General features: G+C 70.5%; 24 protein-coding genes and 1 pseudogene. 6 read left to right on the top strand and 19 right to left on the bottom strand.

What is annotated here, in order from left to right; genetic code table 11:
* Positions 1 to 17: 17 nt before the first annotated feature.
* The 10 genes from ABD907_RS18445 to ABD907_RS18400 all read right to left on the bottom strand — a co-directional run bounded on the left by ABD907_RS18445 (position 18) and on the right by ABD907_RS18400 (position 13452).
* Positions 18 to 1046 carry a LacI family DNA-binding transcriptional regulator gene (locus ABD907_RS18445; protein WP_345218248.1) on the bottom strand — a complete coding sequence of 343 codons (1029 nt, stop codon included), beginning with the start codon at positions 1044 to 1046 and terminating at the stop codon, positions 18 to 20.
* Between the two features lie 301 nt (positions 1047 to 1347).
* Complete coding sequence (locus ABD907_RS18440; RefSeq protein WP_345218245.1) at positions 1348 to 2811, bottom strand: HNH endonuclease; 1464 nt, start codon at positions 2809 to 2811, stop codon at positions 1348 to 1350.
* Between the two features lie 552 nt (positions 2812 to 3363).
* Positions 3364 to 4326 carry a D-2-hydroxyacid dehydrogenase gene (locus ABD907_RS18435; protein ID WP_345218244.1) on the bottom strand — a complete coding sequence of 321 codons (963 nt, stop codon included), beginning with the start codon at positions 4324 to 4326 and terminating at the stop codon, positions 3364 to 3366.
* The gene (locus tag ABD907_RS18430) at positions 4323 to 6371 is read right to left on the bottom strand and encodes a beta-galactosidase (RefSeq protein WP_345218243.1); all 2049 of its coding nucleotides are present in this window, start codon (positions 6369 to 6371) and stop codon (positions 4323 to 4325) included. The genes ABD907_RS18435 and ABD907_RS18430 overlap by 4 nt, the downstream gene beginning before the upstream one ends.
* Positions 6368 to 7270 (bottom strand): 2-hydroxy-3-oxopropionate reductase, encoded by a 903-nt coding sequence (locus ABD907_RS18425; protein ID WP_345218240.1) that lies wholly within the window; start codon positions 7268 to 7270, stop codon positions 6368 to 6370. The genes ABD907_RS18430 and ABD907_RS18425 overlap by 4 nt, the downstream gene beginning before the upstream one ends.
* 12 nt (positions 7271 to 7282) lie before the next feature.
* On the bottom strand, positions 7283 to 8125 hold the full coding sequence (otnI, locus tag ABD907_RS18420) for a 2-oxo-tetronate isomerase (protein WP_345218238.1): 843 nt from the start codon (positions 8123 to 8125) through the stop codon (positions 7283 to 7285).
* Positions 8122 to 10254, bottom strand: a complete 2133-nt coding sequence (locus tag ABD907_RS18415) for a family 10 glycosylhydrolase (RefSeq protein WP_345218236.1) — start codon at positions 10252 to 10254, stop codon at positions 8122 to 8124. The genes otnI and ABD907_RS18415 overlap by 4 nt, the downstream gene beginning before the upstream one ends.
* A 59-nt stretch (positions 10255 to 10313) precedes the next feature.
* Positions 10314 to 11189, bottom strand: a complete 876-nt coding sequence (locus ABD907_RS18410) for a carbohydrate ABC transporter permease (RefSeq protein WP_345218234.1) — start codon at positions 11187 to 11189, stop codon at positions 10314 to 10316.
* Positions 11189 to 12151 (bottom strand): carbohydrate ABC transporter permease, encoded by a 963-nt coding sequence (locus ABD907_RS18405; RefSeq protein WP_345218232.1) that lies wholly within the window; start codon positions 12149 to 12151, stop codon positions 11189 to 11191. The genes ABD907_RS18410 and ABD907_RS18405 overlap by 1 nt, the downstream gene beginning before the upstream one ends.
* Positions 12148 to 13452: an ABC transporter substrate-binding protein gene (locus ABD907_RS18400; protein ID WP_345218229.1), complete on the bottom strand. Its 1305-nt coding sequence runs from the start codon at positions 13450 to 13452 to the stop codon at positions 12148 to 12150. The genes ABD907_RS18405 and ABD907_RS18400 overlap by 4 nt, the downstream gene beginning before the upstream one ends.
* 272 nt (positions 13453 to 13724) lie before the next feature.
* Between ABD907_RS18400 and ABD907_RS18395 the strand changes: the two genes are divergently transcribed.
* On the top strand, positions 13725 to 14402 hold the full coding sequence (locus ABD907_RS18395; RefSeq protein WP_345218227.1) for a GntR family transcriptional regulator: 678 nt from the start codon (positions 13725 to 13727) through the stop codon (positions 14400 to 14402).
* 104 nt (positions 14403 to 14506) lie between these two features.
* Here the strand turns inward: ABD907_RS18395 and ABD907_RS18390 are convergent, their stop codons facing one another.
* The 3 genes from ABD907_RS18390 to ABD907_RS18380 all read right to left on the bottom strand — a co-directional run bounded on the left by ABD907_RS18390 (position 14507) and on the right by ABD907_RS18380 (position 16398).
* Positions 14507 to 14941 (bottom strand): HIT family protein, encoded by a 435-nt coding sequence (locus ABD907_RS18390; RefSeq protein WP_345218225.1) that lies wholly within the window; start codon positions 14939 to 14941, stop codon positions 14507 to 14509.
* Between the two features lie 126 nt (positions 14942 to 15067).
* The gene (locus tag ABD907_RS18385; protein ID WP_345218224.1) at positions 15068 to 16081 is read right to left on the bottom strand and encodes an LLM class flavin-dependent oxidoreductase; all 1014 of its coding nucleotides are present in this window, start codon (positions 16079 to 16081) and stop codon (positions 15068 to 15070) included.
* Complete coding sequence (locus tag ABD907_RS18380) at positions 16078 to 16398, bottom strand: TIGR04076 family protein (RefSeq protein WP_345218222.1); 321 nt, start codon at positions 16396 to 16398, stop codon at positions 16078 to 16080. The genes ABD907_RS18385 and ABD907_RS18380 overlap by 4 nt, the downstream gene beginning before the upstream one ends.
* A 248-nt stretch (positions 16399 to 16646) precedes the next feature.
* Between ABD907_RS18380 and ABD907_RS18375 the strand changes: the two genes are divergently transcribed.
* Together ABD907_RS18375 and ABD907_RS18370 are read left to right on the top strand one after the other, a co-directional pair.
* Positions 16647 to 18104 carry a Na+/H+ antiporter NhaC family protein gene (locus tag ABD907_RS18375; RefSeq protein ID WP_345218220.1) on the top strand — a complete coding sequence of 486 codons (1458 nt, stop codon included), beginning with the start codon at positions 16647 to 16649 and terminating at the stop codon, positions 18102 to 18104.
* A 138-nt stretch (positions 18105 to 18242) separates the two neighbouring features.
* Positions 18243 to 18938, top strand: a complete 696-nt coding sequence (locus ABD907_RS18370; protein WP_345218217.1) for a hypothetical protein — start codon at positions 18243 to 18245, stop codon at positions 18936 to 18938.
* Between the two features lie 39 nt (positions 18939 to 18977).
* Here the strand turns inward: ABD907_RS18370 and rox are convergent, their stop codons facing one another.
* Positions 18978 to 20426, bottom strand: a complete 1449-nt coding sequence (gene rox, locus ABD907_RS18365) for a rifampin monooxygenase (RefSeq protein ID WP_345218215.1) — start codon at positions 20424 to 20426, stop codon at positions 18978 to 18980.
* A gap of 285 nt (positions 20427 to 20711) precedes the next feature.
* Between rox and ABD907_RS18360 the strand changes: the two genes are divergently transcribed.
* On the top strand, positions 20712 to 21269 hold the full coding sequence (locus ABD907_RS18360; RefSeq protein ID WP_345218213.1) for a VOC family protein: 558 nt from the start codon (positions 20712 to 20714) through the stop codon (positions 21267 to 21269).
* A 52-nt stretch (positions 21270 to 21321) separates the two neighbouring features.
* On the opposite strand, the pseudogene ABD907_RS18355 reads toward ABD907_RS18360, so the two are convergent.
* Positions 21322 to 21859: pseudogene (locus tag ABD907_RS18355) on the bottom strand (HAD-IA family hydrolase).
* Between ABD907_RS18355 and ABD907_RS18350 the strand changes: the two are divergent.
* Positions 21749 to 22012 (top strand): hypothetical protein, encoded by a 264-nt coding sequence (locus ABD907_RS18350; protein ID WP_345218208.1) that lies wholly within the window; start codon positions 21749 to 21751, stop codon positions 22010 to 22012. The pseudogene ABD907_RS18355 and the gene ABD907_RS18350 sit on opposite strands and share 111 nt — an antisense overlap.
* Positions 22013 to 22511: 499 nt before the next feature.
* Here ABD907_RS18350 and ABD907_RS18345 read toward each other — a convergent pair whose 3' ends face one another.
* Positions 22512 to 23357: a helix-turn-helix transcriptional regulator gene (locus tag ABD907_RS18345; RefSeq protein WP_345218206.1), complete on the bottom strand. Its 846-nt coding sequence runs from the start codon at positions 23355 to 23357 to the stop codon at positions 22512 to 22514.
* Positions 23358 to 23458: 101 nt separating this feature from the next.
* Here ABD907_RS18345 and ABD907_RS18340 point away from each other — a divergent pair, with 101 nt between their 5' ends.
* Positions 23459 to 24196, top strand: a complete 738-nt coding sequence (locus tag ABD907_RS18340; RefSeq protein WP_345218205.1) for an SDR family NAD(P)-dependent oxidoreductase — start codon at positions 23459 to 23461, stop codon at positions 24194 to 24196.
* Here the strand turns inward: ABD907_RS18340 and ABD907_RS18335 are convergent.
* From ABD907_RS18335 to ABD907_RS18325, 3 genes are all read right to left on the bottom strand, one after another.
* A complete protein-coding gene (locus ABD907_RS18335) occupies positions 24163 to 24960 on the bottom strand; it encodes a cytochrome c oxidase assembly protein (protein WP_345218202.1) in 798 nt (265 codons plus the stop codon). The genes ABD907_RS18340 and ABD907_RS18335 overlap by 34 nt on opposite strands.
* The gene (locus ABD907_RS18330; RefSeq protein ID WP_345218200.1) at positions 24957 to 25436 is read right to left on the bottom strand and encodes a DUF2243 domain-containing protein; all 480 of its coding nucleotides are present in this window, start codon (positions 25434 to 25436) and stop codon (positions 24957 to 24959) included. The genes ABD907_RS18335 and ABD907_RS18330 overlap by 4 nt, the downstream gene beginning before the upstream one ends.
* Before the next feature lie 115 nt (positions 25437 to 25551).
* Entirely contained in the window at positions 25552 to 26298 is a 747-nt protein-coding gene (locus tag ABD907_RS18325) for an MBL fold metallo-hydrolase (protein WP_345218198.1), read from the bottom strand.
* Positions 26299 to 26317: the final 19 nt, after the last annotated feature.

Here is a 26317-nt window from a genome sequence, read left to right as displayed (position 1 = left end):
GACGTTGCGAACACGGGTCAGGTCGACCCGCGCGGGACGAATGCCCACGGGTTGGTGATCTCGCGCTCCGGGAGGCGCTCCTTCGCCAGGAGTCGATCGAAGAGCAGGCGGGACACCTCGGTGAAGTCCTCGGTCGTGGGCGGACCGACGGTGCTCAGGCGGGGACGGGTGATCTCGGTCTCGGGAAGGTTGCCGCAGCCGACGACGGCGACGTCGTCGGGAATGGCGAGACCGGCGTCGCGCGCCGCCCAGATGGCACTGATCGCCGAGCGGGCGGAGGCAGCGAAGATGGCTTCCGGCCGGTCCGGCCGCTGCAACAGCTCCGTGGCCGCCCGGTAGCCGGCGACGCGCTCGTCGGCGCCCTCGACGATGAGGCTCTCGTCGGCGTCGATGCCGTGCCGTGCCAGTGCCCACAGGTACGCGCCCATCCTCGCCGACTCGGCGCGCGTAGTCGGGTTCGTGACCTCTTCGTGGTGGCCGAGGAACGCGACCCTCCGCCGGCCGCTGGAGAGCAGGTGGTCCATCGCCTCCCCGCACGCCTCCCGCTCGGGCGCCCGGACGACGTCGAAGCCCGCCGGCCGCACGGTGTTGTTCATGACGACGAGCGGGAGGCCGCCGCGGGCGAGGTCGCCCAGGCTCTCCTCACGGAACCGGAACACGTTCGACGGCGCGATCACGGCGCCGTCCGCGATCCGCTGGTGCAGCAGCCTGGTGGCCTTCTCGCCACGCTCGTCCGAGCCGACGACGATGGTGATCAGTCCGTAGCCGATGTCGTCGGCCGCGGCGTGCAGGTCCCGTGCCAGCTGGTCGATGACCGGGACACCGATCGAGTCGACCACCAGGCAGATCTGCTCGGTCTTCTGCCGGCGCAGGCTCTGGGCGGCGCGGTTGGGCGAGTAGTCGAGCTGTCGAGCGGCGGAGAGCACCTTCTCCCGCGTCGGAGCCGGGATTCGGTCGATCATGCGCCCGTTCATCACGTAGGACACCGTCGCCACCGACACCCCGGCCAGCGCGGCGACGTCCTGAGATGTCCAACGGCGAGCCATGCTTAAACCTTTATACGCACGTCGCCGGACGTCAAGAGGCACGAGCAAATACGCAGGCCATCGCTTTGCTGCGGCGAGTTGTGGCAGCGCTTAAACGATGCTGGACCCTACACGTACACGGGCAACGCCGGCCGAGTGGTGCACGCTGCACCATCCGGCAGGTGCGGCACGGCCAGGTCCGCGACACGGATCACGCTCGACAGGTTCGGCGGCCCTGCGAGGAAAAGAACGTCGCGATCACGACACGACCTTCTGACCACACGAGCCACCTCGGACCGCAGTGCGGCGCCGTGCGGCGGCGTCAGGCAGCGTCGGTCCGTCGCTGTCGACGGTCTTCGGATGCGCTCGGCTCTGGTGCTGCCCGACTTTGTCGGGGTGCGCCCGGCGGTGCGGGAGGTCGGGAGGTGTAGGTGTGCCCGGTGGGGGTGACGATGGTGACCGGTGGCCCGGTCGAGCCTGGCGATCCCGTCGAGCCTGCCGCGCCGTCGGAGCTGGCTCGGGTGGACCACCAGGGTGCTTCTTTGGCGTAGTTGCACGCCTCGCAAAGTCCTTCGAGGTTGTCGGCTTCGGTAGCTCCACCGCGGGTGTGCGGTTGCACGTGGTCGATGTGGCGGATCGGGGCGTCGCACCACGGGGTCCGACAGGTCTGGTCCCGAGTGGTGATGTAGCGGGCCAGGCCGGCGGGTGCGCGCCGGGCGGCGGATTCCATTGCGACCAGGGCGCTACCGCTCGGGTCGGTGAACAGGCGCCGCAGCCAAACCCCGACAGACCCGCTACCGGCTTTTGTCGACGTACTGGTACCGGTGCTGGAGAGGTCCGTGCCGGTCGTCGAGGTCCCCGTCGTGCCGGTCGCGGTACTGCTGGCGGTGTCTTTGTGGTCGGTCTGGAGGGCCGTGGTGACCAGGTCGCGGGCCCAGCCGGCGGGCACGGTGCCGTGACCGGGGATCACGGCGGGCTCGGTATCGGCGCCGAGGAGGGACCGGTCGGTCATGATGAGGTTGACCTGGACCGGGACGTCCTCGGCGCGGGACTGTCCTGTCACGCGTTCGACGAGGGTGTCGGCCATGACCTGCCCTCGGGTGCGCTCGTCACCCCTGGAGCGCGCGGCGTCGGCCTCGCCCTTGAGCGCGGCGTAGACGGCGACACCTTCGCCGACGGGCAGCAGTCCGGAGAGCTGGCTCATGGTGTCCGGGGCCGGCCGCAGGGTGACCCGCCGGTCCGCTTCGGCGCGTTTGGCGCGGTTGACCAGGGCTTCGGGCTCGAGATCGGCACCGAGCCGGCGGACCTCGGCGACCAGCTGCCGGTCTCCCCACCCCTCCAGACCAGCCGGGTCGGCGCAGAGCTCTTCGTCGATCTCCTCACGATGCTCCCGGGTCAGGCACGCGGTCTCCTTGACGAGCAATGTGGCGCGCCACTCGCTGAGCTGCCCGCCCGCCAGGGCGGCGATGGTGTGCGGCATCTCCGCGGTCAGGGCCTTCGCCAGTCCGAGCTGGACCACACCACGCGAGGGCGAGACCCGCCGGGCCAGGGCCACCTGGGCCGCGACGCCCGCGCCACGCCGGGCCGCCGGCACCCCCGCGGCCCTTTGTGCTTCCCGCACCGACGCATCCAGGTCCGCGGCCAGCGTGGCCTGCGCGGCGGCGATCGAGCCGGTGACCTCTTCCAGGGCGCGCAACAGATCGACCCGTTCGGCGTCGGTCATATCCCGATCCATCGCGGTCAGACCCTCACGGAACTCCACGAGCTGGCCCACACTCAACCGCATCGGAGCCTCTGTGGCGGCCGATCTCCTCGGCGTCGCCATCTCGGCGCTCTCCGCTGGCTTCGTTGCCTCCACGTTCCTCGTAGCCTTCGGGTTCCTCGTCGCCTTCGGGCGCTTGGGGCCCCTGCCGCCCTTGCCGCGCCTCGGCTCTGCCGGCTTGGTGAACCTGGTCGGCGAGGCGGCCTCGCCGGACGCGGCAGTAGCCGTCACCCGGGATGCCTCTCCCGAGCTAGCGGCGGCTGCTGCGTCGTTGACCATGAGTCGAACACTAGTACGACCCACTGACATGGCGGACCTTCCGCGGAATCTCGCCGCTCGGAGCCACCCTGCGACGACACCCAGTGATCGCAGCCACCGGCAGGCCATCGCCCTGCCGGTCCGCTCGCAGGGCACAACTCGCGGACGACTCCAATGACATGCACCGAACAACTGACATCTCACCGCGACGAGGACCCGGCGACCCGCTGATCGGGGGTTGCCCCTGTCCGACGAGCAAGTGACGTCTCACCGAAGCAGCGACGTTTCCCCCGTTGGCGGAGAAGGGCGGTGCGGCAGTCAGTAACCGGCGGCCTTGTCTACCACGTTGCGCAGGGGCTCGCCCGTCAGGAAGCGGCGGACGTTGTCGAGGTAGATGTCGACGCCACGTGCCTTGGTCTGTGGCGTCGTCGCCCCGTTGTGCGGCGTGACGATGACGTTGGGCAGGGACCAGAACGGGCTGTCGGCCGGCAGGGGCTCGACGCCGTGCGCGTCGAGGCCGGCGCCGGCGATCCGCCCGTCCTGCAGAGCGGCCAGGAGGGCGTCGTCGTCGGCGATCTGCCCGCGGGAGATGCAGATGAAGTGGGCCGTGGCCTTCATCGCGGCGAAGGCCGCGGCATCGAACATCCCGCGGGTCTGCGCGGTCAGCGGAGCGGTGACGACGACGAAGTCGGCGGCGGCCAGGAAGGTGTGCAGCTCGGCGGGGGTGTACTCCCGGTCGACCCCGGGCACCGGTTCCCGTGCTGCCCGGCGCAGCCCGAGCACCCGCATGTGGAAGGCCCGCGCCTTGGCCGCGAGGTCGGCGCCGCTGTGCCCCAGCCCGACGATGCCGACGGTCGCGCCGGCCAGCTCCCCGTGCGGGAACCGGTCCCAGCGCGCCTCGTGCTGCGCCCGCTGCCAGCGCGGGGCGTCCCGGCTGAGCATGAGCATCAGCAGCATCGCGTGCTCGGCGAGGGGGACCGCGCCGTTGCCGGTAGCCGAGGTGAGGGCCACCGGGCTGTCGAGCATCTCGGGGAACAGCAGCCCGTCGGCTCCCGCCGCCCAGCTGTGCACCCAACGCAGGTCGTGAGCACGCCCGAACAGCTCGGGGCTGACGGCGCCGGCGATCGCCGTCGCGCGCTCAACGAGGGCTCCGGCATCCGCCAGGGACGGGACGTGGTCGATCGCCGTGTCCGGGGCGAGATCGGTGACGAGACCGGCGAGGCGGGCGCGATCGTCGTCGGACAGGCCGCCGGTGACGAGCAGCCGGTCGGGGGCGCTCACGAGCCGTCCTCGACGACGAGCACCTCGAAGAGCTCGAGCGTGGGCAGCTCCACGGTCGGGCCGTCCGGTCCGCCGGTGACGGGGAGGTCGACGCCGGTCACCAGCGCGCGCACCCGCGAACCGTCCCGCAGCCACGGCAGCCACAACCGCGCGCCGTGGATCGGCAGCGGGGCGCCGAACCGCTGGGGCGCGGCGCCGGACATGTTGATCAGGTGCACCACCTCCCCGGCGGCTGAGCGGCCGGCGATGACGTCGACCTGGTCGGGCAGGTCGGTGCGGGCGGCGACCGGGCTCGGGGCGACGCGCAGCAGGAGGTCGACGATGAGGTCGCGGTGGGCGCTGAGTCCCACCTCTCGGTAGCCGTGGCCGACGGTCCAGGGCACGACGGCGACGGTTCCGGGCCCGTGGTGGCCGACGAGGTAGCCGGGGTGATCGAGCTCGAGGTGGCCGTAGCACTTCTCCGGCGGGCCGTAGGGCGCGCGGGACATGGCGGCCATGTGGCGGTCCGCGCCGTCGGCGGGCTCCACCACGTGATAGGCCCCGATGACGGGTACCGGGAACCCGTCGGCGGTCTCTGGCCGCAGGTGCATCGAGCGGGTCGCCTCCACGGTGTCCAGCACGGCGAGGCGACCGGCTGCCGGCGACCCGGCCAACTGGGCGGAGTCGCCGTCGAAGCTGGTGGAGCCGGTGGCGACCACCGTGCCGCCGTCGGCGGTGAAGGAGTCCAGGACGTCCCGCGCCGCAGGCGCCAGAGGCCCGAGGTCGGGCAGCACCACGACGGCGTACCGGCCCAACCGTTCGACGTCGGCCTGCCGGTCCTCGGCAGTCCCGTCAGGGTGGGCGAGCCGGTGCTCGGGCAGCACGTCGAAGGGGACGTGCCGCTCCTGCAGTGCCACGTACAGCCCCTGGAACTCGGCCGTGCGCAGCCGGTGGTCGCCACGCTTGAGCGGGTCGGGTCGCGCGAGCAGCGTGCGGGCGGCGGGGACGAGCCCGGAGTAGACGTCTCGGTGGTCGCGGTGGTGCCGGGTGATCCGTGCGGCCACGTCCAGGCACTCGTAGCGGCCGACGTCCGGGGTGCCCATGATGTAGGTGGACGGGTTGGCCCCGCGTGCGATGGCCTGCACCAGGTGCTGGGCCATGTGGTGCGGCTCCTCGCCGGCCCACCGGTAGGGCATGTCCACGAACGACACGGCGTTGGTGAGCACCGGCTTGCGGGGCCGGAAGGTCTTGGCCGCGCTGACCTGCTCGGCGGTGCGGTAGTGCCACAGCGGCCGGCCCACCTGGTTGTTGGCCTCGTGGAAGACGATGTCGGAGGTGTCGCCCATGATCAGCGGCGCCTCCGGTCGCCGGGCGGCGATCAGGTCGCGCATCCGGGCGCCGAGGTCGGCGATCGTGCCCGCCGCGAACTCCTGCCACTCCGGGTAGTCCGGGTGCTCGGGCCCGGCGGGCAGCGCCCGCCCGACCCGTCCCGATCGAGTGGACCAGGCGGTGAAGGCTCGTGCGCACGCCTGGCAGTGGCACACGCCCCAGTAGGTGCCGGAGTAGTCCACCTCGTTGTACGAGGCCCAGTTGAAGAAGAACCCGTCGACGTCGTAGCGGTCGAGGACCTCCTCGACCACCGCGAAGCTCTGCTGCTGGTAGTACGGCGCGCTCGGGCACACGCTGGTGAGCCCGTTGTAGACCTGACGGCTCCCGGTGGGGCTGACGAAGCACCACTCCGGGTGCTGCTCGGCGCGCCGGCGATCCACCTTGGAGAAGTCCATCCGGGCGAGCAGCCGCACGCCTCGGGCGTGGGCGGCGCGCACGGCGTCGCCCACGAGATCACCGCCGGCCCGCTCGTCCAGGGCCGGGTTCGGGGTCTGTGCCGACAGCTCGCTGGGGTAGTTGGCGATGATGCCACCGACGTTGAGCAGCCAGGCGTTGGCCCCGAACTCCTCGATGTGGTCGAGCACCCGCTCGACGCCCAGGCTCGCGTCGATCTCGCGCAGGTTGGTCTGGAACATCTGGAACGGTTCCTGCCACCACAGCGGCCCGGCGGAGGTCATGCCGAGGGGGCGTCGCCGTCGGCGTCACCGTCGATGCCGGAGAGGTGCTCGACGGCGCGGACGAGGGCGGAGTGGTCGGCGTCGCCGTCGCCGCGCGCCAGCGCGGCGTTCATCAGCTGGGCCGCGCCGGCCGTGGCGGGCAGCGCCAGGTCGAGGCTCGAGGCGGACTCCAGCGCCAGGCCGAGGTCCTTGCGGTGGAGCCGCATGCGGAAACCGGGCGTGAACTCCCGGTCGATCATCCGCTGCCCGTGCACCTGCAGGATCTTGGAGGAGGCGAACCCGCCGAGCAGGGCCTCGCGCACGACGGCGGGGTCGGCCCCGGCGCGCCGGGTGAAGGTGAGCGCCTCGCCCACCGCCTCGATGGTCAGGGCGACGACGATCTGGTTGGCGACCTTGGCGGTCTGGCCGCTGCCGACGTCACCGATGCGGGTGACCGTGCCGCCGAGCACGTCCAGCAGGGGCCGCGCCCGCGCGAAGGACTCGGCGGTGCCGCCGGCCATGATCGTCAGGGTGCCGTCCCGGGCGCCGGCCTCGCCGCCGGAGACCGGGGCGTCGACGTACTCTCCGCCCAGCTCGGTGATGCGGCGGGCGAAGTCCTTGGTGGCCACCGGGGAGATCGAGCTCATGTCGATCACGAGGGTGCCGGGTGCGAGACCGGCCGCCACGCCGTCCTCACCGAAGAGGACCTCCTCGACGTCGGGGGTGTCGGGCACCATGAGGATGACGACGTCAGCGCCCTGCGTCACCTCCCGCGGCGAGGCTCCCGGTGTCCCGCCGGCGTCGACGAGCGGCTGGGAGATCTCCTTGACGCGGTGCAGGCGCAGGGCGTGCCCGGCGTCGATGAGGTTGTGCGCCATGGGGCGTCCCATGACGCCCAGGCCGATGAATCCGATCTGCATGGTGCTCCGTCTTCAGTGGGCGGTCTCGGTCAAGCGGGCGGTCTCGGTCGTCGGGATGATCTCGGTCAGCCAGGAGGGTCCGGCTGGGTCGGTCGGCACGTACTCGCACCCGATCCAGCCGGTGTAGCCGGCCGCGTAGAGGGCGGACAGCAGGAAGGCGTAGTTGATCTCGCCCGTGCCGGGCTCGTGCCGGCCGGGGTGGTCGGCGATCTGGATGTGCTGGATGTGCTCGGCGTGCCGCAGGTAGGTGGGCAACAGGTCCCCGTGCATGATCTGCGCGTGGTACAGGTCGTACTGCAGGGCCAGGTCGGGCGAGCCCACCCGCTGCCGCAGGCGCTCGGCGTCGGCGATGGTGGGGACCGCGAAGCCGGGCACGTCGCGGGTGTTGACCGCCTCCACCAGCAGTGTGATCCCGGCGTCGGCCAGCAGCGGCGCGGCGTGCTGCAGGTTGGCGACCAGGGTGCTCTCCGCCTCGGCGGGGCTGACGCCGGCCGGCGCGATCCCGGCCAGGCAGTTCAGCCGGCTGCAGCCCAGCGCGTGGGCGTACTCGATGGCGCGCTGGACGCCGTCGCGGAACTCCGCGACCCGGTCGGGCAGGCAGGCGATGCCCCGCTCCCCCGCCGCCCAGTCCCCGGCGGGCAGGTTGAACAGGACCTGGGTCAGGCCGGCCTCGCGCAGCGCGGCGGCGACGGCGGCCGCGGGCTGCTCGTAGGGGCTGACGAACTCCGCGCCGGTGAAGCCGTCTGCCGCGGCGGCGGCGAACCGGTCGAGGAAAGGCCGGTCGGTGTACAGCATGGACAGGTTCGCGGCGAAGCGCGGCCGGGCCGCCGCGTCGTCGTCGTCGCGCGAGGTCATGGGGTGCCTCCGTCCCAGGTGAGGTGCGCAACCTCGAGGAGCTCGAGGCTCGGCACGGTGCTGGTGGCCTGACCGTCCTGGACGGTCACCGGTTGGTCCTGCCCCGCCACCAGGAGGGTGGCGGCGGTCGGCCGCGCGTGGGGCGGCAGGGTGACCGAGACGGTGAGCGGGCCGACCGGCATGGTTTCCCGGATGGGGCCGCGCATGGTCATCGGGTTGGTGAGGTTGACCAGGGCGACCGCGATCTCGGAGGTACCCTCGTACACGGCGATGTCGAAGAGCCCGACGCCGTCCACGCGCACCCGAGGCTCGGTGCCCAGCGCCCAGTCCACGGTGTTGCCGATGAGTCGGCCGTGGTCCTGCTGCAGGGCCTCCCAGAACAGCGAGCCGATGTTGAAGGCGAGGTAGGCCACGCGACCGCCGCCGGGGTGCTGCCGGGTGACGACGGCCGGGTCGCGGGCGGGCTCACGCACGTACAGCTCTTCCATGGGCAGGTCGGGGTAGTCCGGGATGAACCGGAACGGCACGTCGGCGTCCTCGTGCGCCGATACCCCGACCAGCTGGGTCCCGCCGATGATGCGCTTGGCCCCCTCGAAGCCGCGGTGGACCGGGTGCTCGCCGGTCAGCTCGGCGTAGTTGTTGCGCACCGGGCCGCGGACGGGTTCCTGCAGGTCCACGCCGAGCACGTCGCTCAGCCCGAAGTTGGACCTTGGCTCGCCCCGCTCGGTCAGCAGCGAGGTCTGGTGGGCCGCCACCAGGGAGCCGCCGGCCCGGACGAAGTCGGCGATGAGCCCGCACTGCGCCTCGCTCAGCCGCTCGGCGTTGGCCAGCACGAGCACCTTGAAGCGGGCGAGCTCCTCGGCGGTGAGCGCCTTGTCCGAGATGAACTCGAACGGCACCCGCGCCTCGAGCAGCGCGTGGTAGAAGCCGTCCTCGTGGCTGAACCGCTCGCCGTCCTGCTTGAGATGGCTGGGCCCGGTGCTGGTGGGGTCGAGCAGCGCGACGTCGGCGGTGATCCGCAGCCGGGACAGCACCGGTTCCACGGTGGCATGGAGCGCGAAGGCCTCGGCGACCGGTTCGATCCACCGGTTATCGGAGATGGTGCCGTTGAACTTGGTGAACCAGGGGAAGGCGCCCTGGGCGAAGCCGTCGACGATCCAGGTCTTCATCTCGGCGCCGGTGGTGACGGAGTCCTTCCACCGGTGGGTGGCGTTCTCCGGACCCACCGAGGAGATCAGTCCCACGGGACGGTCTCGGAACACGCCGCGGCTGCGCTTGGCGTTGCGGCCGGCCGACCACGGCGCGTCGATCCCGTCGCGCCCCTGCCGGTCGATGAAGAACAGCGGGTAGTGCTTGTCGATCAGGTCCCGCTCGAGCTCGTGCGCCGCGAACGAGCCGAGGTTCGGGATGAAGCGGGCGTGCGGGCGCACGTCGCGGATCGCGGTGTCCCAGAAGGCGACGAGGTCGCTGAGCTGCTGGCGCCGCCAGCCCGGGTACGCGCGCCAGGCGGGGTCGTCGGCGTCGTAGGGGCCGGTGGGCAGGTGCAGGCCGGTGTCGTCGCGGAAGGTGCGGCGGGCGTGCTCGCTGTAGGAGATGCCGTGGCCCTGCCAGCGGTTGGCGAAGACGGCGTCGATGTCGTAGTCGCGCACCAGCTCCCGGGCGACGTCGGTGATGAACTCCCGGTTGTACGGGCCGAAGGGGCAGGTGACCCAGATGCCCGGGAAGGCCCAGTGCTCGTAGGGCTCGCCGTCCTCGTCCAGCGCCGCCCACTCCGGGTGGGCCCGCAGCGCGTCGGCGTGGATCGCGTGGGAGTCCACCCTGGCCATGACGTGCATGTCCAGGCTGCGGGCGCCCTCCACGAGAGCGCCGAAGGGGTCGGAGTCGCCGAGGTACTTGCTGCGGTAGTGGAACGGGACCTGCGAGGGGTAGAAGGCCATGTATCCGCCGGCGCTCAGGCAGGCGGCGTTTGACCGGTTCTCTCGCATGATGTCGACCCAGACCTGCGGGTCGAAGTGCAGCGGGTCGCTCTCGGTCAGCGTCAGCTGGGTCCACCGGGTCGCGGTGCGGTACCACTCCTCGGTACGTAAGCCGCGTCGGTCGTCGAGTCCCAGCGTCGGTTCGGCCTGCACGTTGTCTCCCTTAGGTCGGTCAGCGTTGAGGTGTTGGCGGGGCGGGCAGGCGCGGGCGCCTACTTGATCCCCGTGGTGGCGATCCCGCGGATGAGGTACTTCTGCGCGACGACGAAGAACACCAGGATCGGGATCAGGGACAGCAGGGACATCGCGAAGAGGATCCCGATGCCTTGCTGGGTCTGGGAGTCCACCAACGACTTCAGCGCCACCGGCGCGGTGAACATCTCCGTGGACGTGAGATAGATCAGCGGGGTGAAGAAGTCGTTCCACGTCCAGATGAAGGTGAAGATCGTCGTGGTGATCAGCGCCGGCTTCAGCAGGGGCAGGATGATCGACCAGAAGGTGCGGAACGGGCCCGCGCCGTCGATGGCGGCCGCCTGGTCCAGCTCGCGGGGCAGCGTCCGGATGAACTGCACCATGAGGAAGGTGAAGAACGCGTCGGTCGCCAGGAACTTCGGCAGCAGCAACGGGAAGTACGTGTTCACCATGCCCAGCTCGGAGAACACGATGTACTGCGGCACCACGAGCACGTGCAGCGGCAGCATCACCGACGCCAGGGTGATGGCGAAGTACAGCCGGCGCGCCCGGAACTCCAGCCGTGCCAGCGCGTAGGCCGCGAGCGAGCAGGAGAAGAGGTTGCCGAGGATGGCCCCCACGCTGACGAACAGCGAGTTCAGGAAGAACCGCGAGAACGGGTAGTTGAGGGCGTTCCAGCCGTCGCGGTAGTTCTCGAAGGTCACGTCGCTGGGGATCAGGCCCGGCTCGGAGAGCACGAGCTCGCCTGGCTTGAACGAGCTGGCGACCATCCACAGCAGCGGATAGATCATCAGCAGGACGAAGAACCCCAGCACCAGGTGCTTCAGGGCCGGACGCCCCGGACGACGGCGGCGCGGACCTCGGTGGGCCAGCTCGGTAGCGGTTGCGGTAGCCATCAGTTATCCCCGTAGAAGACCCAGTACTTGGACAGCAGGAAGTGCCCCGCGGTGACGAGCCCGATCGCCACCAGCAGCACCCAGGCCATCGCCGAGGCGTAGCCCATGCTGAAGTTCACGAAACCCTGCTGGTACAGGTAGAGCGTGTAGAACAGCGTGGAGTCGAGCGGGCCGCCGGTGCCGCCGCTGATGATGTGCGCCTGCGTGAAGGCCTGGAAGGCGCCGATCGTCTGCAGGATCAGGTTGAAGAAGATGATCGGCGTCAGCAGCGGCGCGGTGATCATCGTGAACTGCCGCACCGGCCCGGCGCCGTCCACCCGCGCGGCCTCGTACAGGTCTGCGGGGATCTGCCGCAGCCCGGCGAGGAAGATGATCATCGGTGAGCCGAAGGTCCACACGTTGAGCACCACGAGGGTCGACAGGGCGGTGTCGGGGTTCTGCAGCCAGCTGGAGCCCTCGACGCCGAACAGTGCCAGCGCCTGGTTGATCAGGCCCTCGTGGCCGAAGAGCTGACGCCACAGGATGGCGACGGCGACGCTGCTGCCGAGCAGCGACGGCAGATAGAAGGCGCTGCGGTAGAACGGCAGCCCCTTGATGCCCTTGTCGAGGATGACGGCGAGCAGCAGGGCGAAGCCGAGCTGCACGGGCACCGAGACCAGCACGTACCGCAGGGTGACCCCCACGGCGGCCCAGAACCGTTCGTCGTCGAGCATCTGCCGGAAGTTCTCCAGCCCGACGAACTCCGGCTCGGTGAGGAGGCTGTAGTCGGTGAACGCCAGGTACAACGAGGCCAGGAGCGGTACGGCGGTAATGAGCACCAGTCCCAGCAGCCACGGCAGGAGGAAGATGTGGGCCGCGCCGCCCTGGCGCCGGTAGGAAGCGGTCTTCGGCCTCTTCCTGGTCTGCCGGGACTCGGACACGGCCTCCGCGGGCGCTTCGTGACGCAGGGCCGTGTTCGTCATCGTGCTTCGGCGAGCGCGGCTCGGATGTCCTCGACCACGCGGGTGGCGGCGTCGGAGATGCTGGACCGCTCCAGCGCCACCTCCTCCACGCCGCGGGTCATGATGATGCGCCAGGTGCTCGAGCCGGCCGGCGACTCGTAGCGCGGACGCCGCTCCGCGGCCTGCTCCTCCTCGATGATGGCGAGCATCTTCTCCTCGTCCGGGGTCGCCGTCTCGTACGCCTCCTGGAGCAGGCGCGGGTTGGGCGGGGCGCCGGCGGAGAGGCCGACGATCTGCAGCATGTCCGAGGCGTTGATGTTGAAGTCGATGAGTTTGGCGGTCGCCTCGATGCGGGAGTCCTCGGTGTCCTGGTACATCGCCAGGCGGCTGAGGTAGATGAACCGGTGGCCGGCCTCGGCGTCCGGCAGCACGGGCATCCGGCGGAGCAGGAACTCGTAGTCCGGGTACATCGCGGCCTCGTCGGCGATGTGGTTCGAGTTGCCGAAGGTGGCGAGCACCTTGTCCCCGACCACCGGCCACTCCGGAGCGGGGCCCTCCTGCTCGCTGAGGCTCGTCGCGGCGCCGGCCTTGCGCAGCGTCTCCCACCACTCGAACCAGCCGGCGACGCCGTCGACGTCGAAGCCGGCCTCTCCGTCGGCGGTCCACAGCTGCTGACCGTGCTGGCGCAGCCAGGCTTCGAAGCACAGGTCCGTCTGGGCGTTGTAGGTGGTGCCCTTACGGCCCTGGGCGTTGTTGTTGGTGTAGTCGATGAGGTACTCCGACAGCGCGTCCCAGGTCCAGCCCTCGTCGTCGGGCAGCATTTCGAGGCCCTCGTCCTCGAGGAAGGTCTGGTTGTAGCGCAGCGCCGGGCTGGACAGCGACTTGGGCATGGTGTTGAGCTCGCCGTGGAGCTTGAACGACTCCAGGTCGGCCTCGCTGAAGTCGGACAGGTCCAGCGCCTCGAGGTCGTCCAGCGGCCGGTACAGCCCGGCGGCGTGATAAGTGAGGACCTGGGCCGAGGGGATCCAGAAGACCTCCGGCACGTCGCCGGCCGCCATCTGGGTGACCATGCGCTCCTGGTAGGCGTCGTAGTCGGCGAACTCGGGAAGGACCGTGATCCCGGAGTTCTGCTTCTCGAAGAGGTCCAGGGCGTCGTTGTACATCTGCTGGCGTTCGGTGCCGCCCCACCAGGCGAACCGCACCTCCGTGGTGCCGCCGCCCTGCGCCGAGGAGCTGCCCTCCCCGCAGGCGGCCAGCACCGAGGCGCCCAGCACTCCCAGCCCCGTGGTCTTCATGAAGCTGCGTCGGTTCATGTCGTTCATGTGATGCTCCTGACCTCTCAGCGGTACGTCGACCCGCGCAGCCGTGCGCAGGGTCGTGTGGTGAAGCTCGTGAGCCGGCTGGTCCGGGTGTGTCCGTGCCAGTGGCCAAGACCGGGTGCCCTCGTTCGTCGTCGTCCCGAAGGCTGGCCGGATGTCCTCATGCCCCGGCGGTGAGGGGCTGGTGTGTCGAGGACTCTTCCATGCACCAGATTGTCAGTCAAGTCTTACACGTGTCCTTGTCTAACAATCAGTCAGTTCGGTAGGGTGTGTGCATGACCGATACCGAACCGAGGTACACCCTGGCGCCGTCCTCCATGATCGACGCGCTGTACGAGTCGATGCGCAAGCGCATCATCAACGGGGACCTCGGTCCGGGCGAGAAGGTGACCGAGGCGCGGCTGTCCAGCGACTACAAGGTCGCGCGGACCACCGCCAAGGCCTGCCTCGAGCGCCTCACGGCGGCGGGGCTGCTGCGCCGGAGCGCGCACCGCAGCGCCACGGTCCCCGAGTTCGACGAGCAGGAGATCCTCGACCTGTACTTCACCCGTGGTGCCATCGAGTCCGCCGCCGTCGTGCGACTGGCCGAGGACGCGGCGGTGCCCGCCGAGGCGCGCCGTGCCCAGGAGGGCGTCGAGCGGGCGGCCGAGTCGATGGTGTTCGAGGAGCAGGTCGAGGCGGACATCGCCTTCCACGCCGCGCTGGTCGATGCCGTGGGCAGCAAACGGCTGTCCCGCATGCACGAGCTGATCATGGGCGAGGTGCACCTGACCATGGGCCAGTTCCAGGCCCATCGCACGGCGCGACCCACCACCGTGGCCGCGGAGCATGCCGCCATCCTGCAGGCGATCGACGACGGCGACGTCGACCGGGTCGCGCACGACCTCTCCGCCCACCTGACCGCCGCGCGCGACCGGCTCATCGACCGGCGCCGGGCGGCCAACGGGGCCTGAGCAGCCACGGAGGCACGAGGGCGTGTCTCCCGAACTTGGGTGCTCGCCACCGTCTACCGCGGCGGAGCCGTCCCGGCCGCCATTCTTCGCTGCCTCCGAACTCGTCAGGACACCTGTCCCAGTCCGGCGCGGATAGCCGCGGCATCTGCGTCGAGCTCTGAGCGTTGGGGGTTCGAGCCCCACCTGGCACTGATCGCGAAGCCGTCACCGGCATAGCGCGGGAAGACGTGCAGGTGGGAGTGGAACACCTCTTGGAAGGCAGCCTCCCCGTCGGCATAGAACAAGTTGATGCCCTCGCACCGCAGTGACGACCCCCGCAGGGCCGCTGCCACCGATCGAGCGACAGCGAACATCTCGGCGGCGAGATCGTCACCGAGATCCGCCAGGCGCGGCAGATGCGCCTTGGGCAGCACGAGGACGTGGCCAGCAACAACCGGGTCCACGTCCATGATCGCCATGACCGTCGCGGACTCGAGCACGATCGAGGCGTCGAGCTCCCCGGCGGCGATCCGGCAGAAGATACAGTCATCAGTCGTCATCGACCCATGGTCGCAGCGGCGTCAGAGCGCAACGGCACCATCGAACTCGCCTGCCGGCTACCCGTGTCGCGGCCGAACACACCGCTGAAGTGCGCATCGCGACACACCCTGGGCCATGGCCGCACCTCAGGCGCGGGACAGCTCCGTGCGGACGGCGGGCAGCACCGACGAGCCGAGCAGCGCGATCCCCCCGGCGCCGGTCAGGCCGTGGGGCGTACCGAACTCCACCCGGCTCGCGCCGGCGTCGAACAGCCGCATCGCGTGCCCGACCAGCTGTTCCGGCGTGCCGGCCATGGCGAACCGGTCGAGCAGGTCGTCGTCGAGCAGGGCCCCGGCGTCGTCGGGGCGACCCTGGGCGAGCAGCGCTCGGAGCCGCGCCAGGCGGTCTTCGTCGATCTGCACGGTCGGGTCGAGGGCCGCCACGACGTCCACGTACATCGCCACCTCCCTGCGGGCCAGGGCGCGCGCGGCGTCACCGTCGCTGTCCACCACGGTGACCGCGCCGGCGGTGACGCCCACCGCGCCGGCTCCGCGCCCGGCCGCCACCGACGACTCGTCCAGCCAGCTGCGCATCTGCCCCACCATGTCGGGATTCGCCGACCCGCCGATCTTCACCTCGTCCGCGCATCGTCCCGCCAGCGCCGCGCCCCGAGGTCCCCACACGCCGAGCAGCACGTCCACGGCGGGCCGCACGGGTGCGTACTGCAGCCGGAAACCGGGCTCGAGCGAGAAGACCGTGCCGGCGTAGCCGGAGTCGTCGCCGGTGAGTAGCCGGCGGACGATCTCGACGGTGTCCTTCAGGTGCGCCAGCGGCCGGTCCTGCCGCACGCCGACCTGCTGGAGCCACGAGCCGCGGGACAGGCCGAGGTAGGCGCGCCCGCCGGAGGCCTCGTCGAGGGCGGCGATCTGCCCGGCGATCTCCACGGGGTGCAGCAGGTAGGGGTTCAGGCAGGACGGTCCGAGCCGCAGCCGGCTCGTCACGCCGGCCGCCACCATCAGCGGCACCATGGGCGGCTGGAAGCCGAGGTCGGAGTAGACCGACAGGCCGTCGAACCCGTGCCCCTCCACGGCCGAAGCCAGTGCCGCATACTCGGCGGCGGCCTTGTCGGACTGCAGGGCGACGCTCAGCCGCCCCCTCACGTGAGCTCGTCCGTGGGGGTGCTGCTTCTCCCCGTGCGCTCGATGCGCATGATGAGCCGCTCCTCCGGGTCCGGGCAGGCGACCTCGTTGTCGGTGGCGAGCCAGTCACCGGGGTCGACGGCGCGCTGCGCGGCAGGCAGCAGCGGCAGGACCGCGGAGAGCGCGTAGAGGCACACGTGACCGCCGTCGGGGATGGACAGGCGGCTCGAGCACGTCACCTCGAACGAGTCGCCGGGGCGCATCCCGCACACCGAGCGCCCCTCGATCCGGTCCACCACGACTCGCAGGTCGTACAGCTCGGTCCGCCGCTCGCTCATCGGGCTCCTCCGGTCCGCGCATCCACCAGCCCGCGGTCGTCGCGGCCACCCTGCACCAAGGCCGCCACCTTGCACCAGGCGGGGCGCGGGGCGCAAAGCGAAGGTGTCGCCGCGTGCACGGACGGCGGCACCGTCCGCCGTCCACATCGTGCTCACGATCTTCGCGCATGCGCCGGCGTGTGTACGGTTCCGGAGCACCGCCGCTCGTCGAGGCGCGGCCGGTTGTCCCACGAGGTGAGGTGAACCCGATGAGCGATGGACCCGCGCTGACCTTCCGCGGCGGGTGGACGATGGCATTCGTCCCGGTCGCGATCTTCCTGGCTTTCTGCGTCCTGTACTTCGTGGTGCTGGACGCCTTCGACATGACGGCGTTGGCCACGGGCGGCTTCCTCGCCCTCCTCGTCGGGGCGCTGCTGGCGCGCGGGTACTCGAGGTACTGGGACGCCGTCATGTCGGGGATCGGGAGCCCGACCTCGGTCTCGATCGTCGTGGTGCTGCTCATCGTCGGGATGCTCGCCCAGCTCATCAAGGACTCGGACGTCTCCGGCGGATTCGTGTGGATCGCCGAGCTGGCCGGGCTCAGCGGCTCGCTGCTGACCCTGTTCACGTTTCTGACCTGCTGCGTCGTCGCGATGGCGACCGGGTCCTCGATCGGCACGATGTTCACGGCGTTCCCGATCTTCTATCCGGCCGGCGTGCTGCTCGGGGCGGATCCCACGTTGCTCGCCGGCGCGATCGTCTCCGGCGCGATCTTCGGTGACAACCTGGCCCCGATCTCGGACACCACGATCATCTCGGCGTCCACGCAGCGCTTCCGTCGGCGCGACGGTGCCGCCGACATCGGCGGTGTGGTCACCAGTCGGGCCCGGTACGCCCTGGTCGCCGCGGCGTTGTGTGCGCTCGGGTACCTGATGCTCGGGGGCGCGGGCGGGTCCGGCCCGGTCGACGAGGCCCTGCTGGCCGAGAGCGCGAACCCGCTCGGCCTGGTGATGTTGGCGCCCATGGCGGTGATGGTGCTGGTCGCCTTCTTCAGCCGGGATATCTTCAAGGCCGTGACGGTCGGGCTCGTGCTGGGGACCGCGACGGCGCTGGCCACGGGCCTGCTGGAGCCGTCGGGAGTGATCGGCGTGAGCGACGGAGCTCCGACGGGCTACCTCGTGGCCGGGGTCTCCGCCCTGCTGCCGACGGTCTGCCTGGTGATCGCCGTCTTCGGGATCATGGGCGTCCTGCGGGCCGGTGGCGTCCTGGACCGGATCGTCGACGGGCTCGCCCGGGGCCGGCTGGCCGGCACGCCCCGCGGCGCGGAGACCGCCATCGGACTGGGCATCAGTGCCACGACGGTACTCTTCGGCGGCGTGAACTCGGCCTCGATGCTCACCTTCGGTCCGGTCGCCGACGAGATCGGCGCGCGGCAAGGCCTGCATCCCTACCGTCGCACGAACGTGATGGACTGCTTCGCGATGGGCGTGTCCTGCGTCGTCCCGGTGTTCAGCGCCTTCCTGTTCATCGGCGCGCTGCTCACCGACGGGCACGAGAGCGCGCCCGCGCTCTCGACCACCCAGCTCTTCGGTGCGGCCTGGTACCCGCTGTGCCTGACCGTCGTGATGATCGTGGCGGTGGCGACCGGCTGGGGCAGGACCTTCGAGGGCCCGGACGGCCAGCTGGTCCGGCGGCGTGAGGCGGCGGCCGAGCCGGCAGCCGCGTGACGAGCACGCCGCGATCGGACATGCGGTCACCGGTGAGCTCGGGCTGAGCGGGTCGGCGGTATTCCCCGGTCCGGTGGGAAAGGAGTGCAATTCCCGCACCGCGTTGTGGACCGACCGTTAACGTGCTGCGGTACGGGAATGAGCGAAGCCACCAAGGAGCCGCGCGAGCGCAGCGAAGAGCTCCACATGACCCGGATCGTCCTCCGCCCCACCGGCAACCCCCTGCCACTGGCCTTCATGTCGCTGGCCATAGCCACAACAGGTTTCAGCTGTCTGCAGCTGGGCATCCTCAGCACCGGTGAGGAGAGCACCGTCGCTCTGGCCGTCCTGGTGCTGACGGTGCCGCTGCAGCTGTTCTCCGCAATCGTGGGCTTCGGCGCCCGTGACCCGATCGCCGGCACCGGGATGGCCATGGTCTCCGGAGTCTGGGCCATGCTCGCAGTGTCCACGCTCACCTCGCCGCCTGGCGCATCAAGCCCCGCCCTGGGCGTGCTGCTGCTGACTGCGGCGGTAGCGGTCATGGTGCCGGCCGCGGCGGGGCACGGAAAACCCCTCGCGGCGGCGGTCGTCGTCGGCTCGGGGGTCCGTTTCGCCGTGACGGGCGTCGCCGAACTCACCGGTGTCGGCGGGTGGGAGGTCGCCGCCGGTGGTCTCGGACTGCTTCTCGCCTTCCTGGCCCTGTACGCAGCACTCGGCTTCGAGCTCGAAGAAGCCGATCACCCGATCCAGCTACCGGTTCTGCGCCGGGGAGCCGGGGTCAAGCCGTTGCAGGACGATCTGGAGACACAGGTCGAGGGCATCGCTCGCGAGGCGGGGGTGCGCCAGCAGCTCTGAACCGATGACGCAGGTGCACGCGCGGTCCGGTGCCGCCCGCTAGGCGACGGCGGCGCCGAACCACCTCGGTAGGTGGTCGAGCAGGTCCTGCTGGTCCTGACCGACCCACACCACGTAACCGTCCGGCCGCAGCAGCACGGCGGGGGCGTCCAGCTCCGCACTGACGTCGACGACGTGGTCGACCCGATCGGTCCAGCCCTCCACCGAGAGCCGGCCGGTCTGGTCGAGGAGGAGCCCGCGGCCGCCGTGCATCAGCTCGTAGAGGCGCCCTCGCTCCAGCTTCACGTCGCGCAGGCGCCGGCCGAGCAGCTCGTGCCCGTCGCCGACCCGTTCGTCGACGTCGTAGCGGATGCCGATCGCGGTGATCTTCTCGATCAAGTGCCGGTTCACGTCCTCGAAGTCCATCAGCTCCGACACGAGCCGGCGAACGGCCTGGGGACCCGGCTCGGTGGACATCAGCTCGCTCTGCACGCGTGTGTTGTCGAGGACATCGGCGGCCACCGGGTGCCGTTCGGTCTCGTAGCTGTCCAGCAGCCCCTGCGGTGCCCGGCCGCCCACCTCGGCGGCCAGCTTCCAGCCGAGGTTGAACGCGTCCTGAATGCCGAGGTTGAGGCCCTGACCGCCCAGCGGCGGGTGGACGTGCGCCGCGTCGCCGGCCAGCAGCACCCGGCCGACCCGGTACCGCTCGGCCTGCCGGGTGGCGTCGCCGAACCGGGAGATCCAGCGCGGCGAGTGCACGCCGAAGTCGGTGCCGGCGAAAGCCCGCAGTTGCTGCTTGAATTCCTCGAGGGTGGGCCCGGTCGTGCGGTCCTGCGCCACCCCTGCCGCGGGCACGACGGCGCGGAACACGCCCTCCCCGGAAGGTCCGACGCCGAAGCCCTTCTGGGTCTTGCGGACCTCGGTCACCACGGCCGCCAGCCTCTCCGGATCCGCGGTCAGCTCCATCTCGCCCAGCAGCCACTCGGCCTTGGCCGGCTCGCCGGGAAAGCCCACGCCGAGGAGCTTGCGCACCGCGCTGCGGCCGCCGTCGCAGCCGACGAGGTAGCGCGAGCGCAGATGCGTGCCGTCGGCCAGCTCGACGGTCACCCCGCCCTCGTCCTGCCTCAGCCCGGTCAGCTCAGCTCCGCGCCTGATCTCGGCGCCGACCTCGACGGCATGCTCGGCCAGCAGACGCTCGGTGACGGGCTGCGGGATGGCGAGGATGTAAGGATGCGCCGTGTCCAGCCCGCCGGGCCACGGCTTGTCGATGGCAGCGAAACTGTGGGGGTACTCGCTGAGCGCGTACCGCCGGCCGTGCGCCAAGAACCGCTCCAGCAGACCGCGCTGGTCCATCACCTCGATGCTGCGCACATGCAGGCCGAGCGACCGGACGTGGCTGGTCGGCTCCGCCGCCTTCTCCAGCACGAGCACGTCCGCGCCGTGCAGCCGCAGCTCGCCGGCCAACATCGCGCCGGTCGGTCCGCCGCCGGCGATGATCACGTCAATCATGAGTCGTCCATTCGCTGAGGTCACGTCGCAGCCAGCTGCTCGGCGCGCCGTCGGCCGACAGCGGAGAGGGCGCGTTCATCTCGAATCTCGGGCCTTCCGCCATTTCTGGCTACGGCGGTGATTCTGCGGCAGCACGGGGGTCTTGCGGCAAGCCCCCCGGTGAGCTATATGTTGAAAGTGGCGAGGAGCTCTACGACTTCTCCTGGCGCCTCGACACCCGGAACCTGTCCGGCAAAGGTTTCTTGATTGCGGTCAGTATGTGTCCGCAGCCGTCTCTAACGTCGGTTGTATGACACATCGCACACGGGCCCCGAGCCCGCAGGAGAGAACACCGTCAACAACTTCGTCATCGTCGACGGCGCAGCGGACCTCATCGCCTTCCTCACCGAGGTCTTCGACGCCACCGAGAACACCGACGCCCGCAGCCCCGACTTTTTCGCCGATGACGGGACCCTCATCCATGCCGAGGTGCGGATCGGCAGCTCGACCGTCATGCTCGCGGACCGGAAGTCCGACTGGCCGTTCACGCCCGCCTTCACACAGGTCTACGTCGCCGACGCGACCGAGACCCTGCGCCGTGCGGTCGGTCGCGGCGCGGCGATCGTCACAGAGCCGTCCCCGTTCTACGGCGGCTACGACATCAGCCGGTTCATCGACCCGTGGCACAACGTCTGGTGGCTCTTCTCCCCTGCCGCGGACCTCGAGGCCTCGTCCCAGGAATGGGACGAGGAGCCGTGGGAGACACCATCGGAGCCGGACGCCGTGTACACGACCCTGCTCGAGACGATGCGCGGCCTGGCCGACCCGAGGAGGGATCCCGCTTCGGAGACGAGCAAGCCGTAGGTCTCACGGCATGTCTCCGAGGAGACAGTTGCTCTGCGCGCCCAGCAGTGAGTCAAGCCCGCTGCTCGAGAATCGCCGCCGCCAGCTCGGCCAGGCCGGCCGTCCGGTAGTCGAACGAGTCGTTGGCGAGAGGTGGGTCTCCGACCGGCCGTTGGACGTAGGCGGTGCGAAGGCCCACTTCTTGTGCGCCACGGAGGTCCCAGGCGTGAGCGGCGACCATGAGCACGCGCTCGGGTGCACCTCCGGCGAGCTCGACAGCGATCCTGTAGACGTCAGGAGCCGGTTTGTAGCTTCGGGCGTCCTCCGCCGAGAGCAGATAGTGCCATCGCAGCCGGGCGTGGGCGTTGAGACGGATCAGCGTCGCCCGGCTGGGTGACGCCGCACCGGGTCGCCACGAATTCAGCTGCTTCACGGTCGACGACGTCGCTGTTGGCGTAGGGCCGCCGACCGTCGAGCATCTCCCGTTGCTGGTGGGCGACGTGGCTCTGCCACACCTCGACGAGATCGTCGACGCGGTCGTTGCCGACGTCCGGAGCGACCTCCCGGATGCTGCTGCGGAGCCCGCCGGGCTCGTCGACGAGGGTGCCCAGGACGTCGAGCACGACGAGATCGATGTCAGGGTGCGTGGGCATTCTGCTTCCGCCTTCCCTGCCTGCTGGTTCTGGTTCCGCTCGAACGGGTTGACGGTGTCAGCTTGGTCGACGACGTCCATTGCCGAGCGCACATGGCAACGACGCGACTGAGCATTCTTCTCGACCCAACAACCGAGACCGCGCCGTCCCCCTGCAGAATCCGGCGCGATCTCGGTCGATGGGTTCAGTGGACGCTCAGAGCGGCAGACCGCCAAGCAGGGCCTGGAGCAGACCCGTAACCAGTCCGAGCAGGTCGCCAAGGGGTAGGTCAGGCATAAAAACCTCCGATAGTCGGCTTTCCATTTCTGGGCCACACACTCTCTGCGCGGCAAAAGTCATTCTTGTGCGACCAGAGTCATGGGTCAAGGCATCGCGCGTGAATTCCACGTGACGTCGTCACTACCAAGCTCAGCGCGCACGTTCAGCATGCGCAGGCCCGAATTCTATCGCCGCCGCCGGGCATTTCTCTTGCACTTCTCACGGTCCGGCCTGACAGGAACCTGCCATGGCACGTACCTGCCACATCTCAGATCGATCGTCGAGACGCGTGCTGCCGACAACCAGTACTGCATGCTTGGTACGTGTCGGCATGGGTCGGCCGGTCGTTGAGCTAGGTGCTGACCGTCATCCGTTCGATACCGGTGACCCGCAGCATGTCGAGGGCGGAGGCGTCGCGCGTGCCTGCGGCGGCCGAGTAGACGATCATCGACTGGTCGGTGTCCGGCAGCAGCAAGGTGTCGCAGTCCAGGACGAGGGGCCCGACGTCGGGGTGGTTGATCGTCTTGTGCATCGATCGCCACACCGTTGAGCGACCTTCCTCCCACATCCGACGGAAACGCTCGCTGCCGGCCATCAGCTCGTCGATCAGCGAGCGCAGCTCCTGGTCACCCGGGTAGCGCGAGAGCGCGGTGCGCAACGATCCGACCGACTGCCGCGCCGTCGCCTCGTCCTCCTCCGGAGTGAGCGCCACACGACCGCCGTCGCCGAGAAACCGCTGCCACACGATGTTGCGCTGTCCCGCCGGCCAGCGGCTCAGGTCCCCGAGCAACGCCCGAGACATGTCATTCTGCGCCAGCACGTCCCCCTTCGCGGAGATCACCATCGCCGGCAGGTCGGTGAAGCGCTGCAGCAGCCGCTGCACGCTCGGCCGGATCGACATCTCAACCCGGCCCGCCAGCGGCGGCGAGCTGCCCGCGAGCCGGAACACCTGGTCGCGCTCGTCGCGCTCGAGCCGCAGGGCCCGGGTCAGCGCCGTCAGCACCTGGGTGGACGGGCGCGACCCACGGCCCTGCTCGAGGCGGACGACGTAGTCGACGCTCACCCCGGCCAGCTGGGCCACCTCTTCGCGGCGCAGGCCGACCACGCGCCGCCGAGATCCGGTCGGCAGGCCGACCTCCTCGGGCGCGATGCGCGCCCGCGCGGCCTTGAGGACGTGGGCGAGCTCGAGACGATCCATGCCGGACAGTCTCCTCCTCTCCGCGCCGGACATCCTGGGACGGGCGCTCCCAGCCTCAGGCCTCTCTGGATAGGTTCCTGGCCGGGAAGCATCGTCGAGGCATGAGCGATACGCAGAACACCCACAGCAGCACGACCACTGTCCTCATCACCGGTGCCAACAAGGGCCTGGGCTACGAGACCGCCCGCCGTCTCGGTGAGCTCGACTGGCAGATCTTTCTCGGGGCGCGCGACGAGGTTCGCGGCCGCGAGGCGGCCGAGCGCCTCGCCGACGACGGCGCCGACGTCACCTTCGTGCCCCTGGACGTCACCTCTGACGAGTCCGTCGACGCGGCCGTCCAAGCTGTCCGCGAGCGCACCGACCGGCTGGACGTCCTCATCAACAACGCCGGCGTCATCGGCGAGCCGGTCGCACCCGCGGAGACGCTGCCCCGGCACTTCCTGCCCGTCTTCGGGGTCAACGTGCTCGGCCCGGTGCGCGTCACGCACGCGTTCCTGCCCCTGTTGCGTGCCGGCCACGACCCGCGGGTCGTGAATGTCAGCAGCGGCAACGGGTCCATGACGATCGTGACGGATCCCGAACGGCTCGAGTCGACCATCGACCACCTGATGTACCCGTCCTCCAAGGCGGCCCTCAACATGGTCACCACCCAGTACGCCAAGGCCGTCCCCGAGATCCGGTTCAACCTGGCCGACCCGGGCTTCACCGCCACCGACCTCAACGGACACCAGGGCACCCAGACGATCACCGAGGGCACCGACGCGATCTTCGAGCTGGCCACCAGCTCACCCGGCCCGACCGGGCACTACCGCGACCGCGAGGGCGCCCTCCCCTGGTGACGGCCGGCCCGGCGGCGATACCAGACGCCGAAGAGCAGCAGCGCAAGGAGGATCTCGGCGACGTCGCCGCCGTAGTACATCAGCCGCGCGGCCGCCTCCAGCCCCACCACGTCGGCGCCGGCGGCCGTGCCATGGCCCGGGTGCGCGCCCGCGAGCTCACCGGCGCGGGCGTAGAGCAACTTGGCCAGGAACGCGTGGGCCCCGGCGGCGGCGACGAGGACGGCGGCGCGCACCACGAGGGACGGGCGGTGCGGCGCCGGGTCCGGGCCGGCGATGGCCCAGGTGTACAGGTACCCGGCGAGGATGAAGTGCCCGATCACGAGCAGATGGAGGCCGGCATGCTCGGCGCTCGCGGCGTACAGCGGACTGAGGTACAGCACGAACATCCCGCCCACGTTCAGCACCGCCGCCATGACGGGGTGCGATAGCGCACGCACGACGCCGCTGGCGAGGAGCGCCGTGACGCGCAGCCGCGACGCGTGGCCCAGCGAGCCGAGCAGCAGCCGTACCGGCGCCCCGAGGACGAGTGCCAGCGGTGCGTACATGCCGAGTGCCAGGTGCGCCGCCATGTGCACCCGGTGATCGCCGGCGCCCGAGCCGGCCAGGACGAGCCCGACGGCGATGACCGCCGTACCGGTCAACCACGCCCCGGTGCGCCACGTCGGCCACGTCCGTAGAGCAGTCGGTCGGCGCCGCAGCAGGACCAGATACCCACCGGCCAGCCCGGCGGCCACCACGGAGGCCCAGACCGGTGCCGTCGTCACGGCGCCCTCCCGTTGGCGTGCCGAGACCGCCGGACGAGGACGGCGCCGGCGACGAGGAGCACGACCCCGGCGAGGTTCCAGGCGAGGTCGTAGGGCAGCAGATCGACGCCGTAGCGGATCTCGTGCAGCGAGAGGACCTTGTGGTTCACCGTGCCGTCGAAGATCTGGAACCCTCCGGCGCCGAGCAGGAACCCGCCCCAGGCCGCAACACGGACCAGATGGGCGCCGCGGACGAGGTCGGCCAGCACGAAGAAGCCGGCCACCATCGCGACGAGCTCCGCCGCGTGCAGCACGCCGTCGGACAGCAGGGCGATCTCCGTCGTTCCGCGATCGTAGAAGTGGTGCCACGACAGGATCTGGTGGAAGACGATCTCGTCGACGGCGGCCATCGACCCGACGCCGACGAGAGCCGCGCCCCACGCGCTGCGGCGACGGCCGCGGTCAGCCTCGTCCCGCTCGTCCGCCCTCTGCGGCATGTGGCTGCCTCCTCGCAGTTGTGAATTCCCGGGCCGGACGCGGCCCTACCCCCCGGCACGAACCGGCCCGCGCACCGGGCTCGAACGGGTGGCACGCGACGCCAAGCCGTTGTGGTTACGCGGGACCGGCAGCTCTCGCCTCGGAGGCCGCGGCTGCGGCTCCGCCGTGCCAGGGCTCTCCGTGGCCGGGCAGCACCGTTCGGGCCTGCGTGGCGGCGAGCGCGTCCAGGGAGCGCAGAGCCATGGCCGAGTCGGCGGTCGCGGCGCCAGCGACGATGCGCGGTCCGGTGCGCGCGGTGTACGGGTCGAGGGTAACCAACGCGTCCCCGCTCAGCAGGGCGTCGCGGTCGGGCAGGTGGAGAGCGCAGTGCCCGAACGTATGACCCGGGCTGAAGACCACCCGCGGGCGGCCCGGGACCTCGAGCACGCTTCCGCCTTCGAAGGAGGCCACACCGGTGACTCCCTTGACCGTCAACGCCCCGGCCTTGGTCATCGCGCCGAGTATGGGAACGGCACGCGGGTAGCGCAGGGGGTAGATCCCGCGCACGTTCTCGTGGGCGTACCGGTACGGGTGCCTCGCGAGATCATGCTCCTTCTCGTGCCCACTGACGGGTACCCCGTAGCGGTCCTGCAGCCGCCGCGCCACCCCGAGGTGATCGAAGTGCGCATGGGTGAGCACCAGAGCCGCGAGGGCGTCCGGCCGGCGGCCCAGCTCACGCAGCGCTCGTCCCAGCAACGGCCAGAATGCCGGTAGGCCGGCATCGACGAGCGTGAGCTGATCGCCATCGCCCTCGATCAGGTAGCAGTTGACGTTCGCATGCCCAAGCCGGTGCACGCCCGGCGCGACGTCTCGTTCCAACATCCTTCACCTCCAGGCGCCT

The sequence above is a fragment of the Georgenia halophila genome, assembly GCF_039541595.1.
The sequence above is the reverse complement of the archived record's forward strand: the minus strand, read 5'-3'. Positions and strand labels throughout refer to the sequence as shown.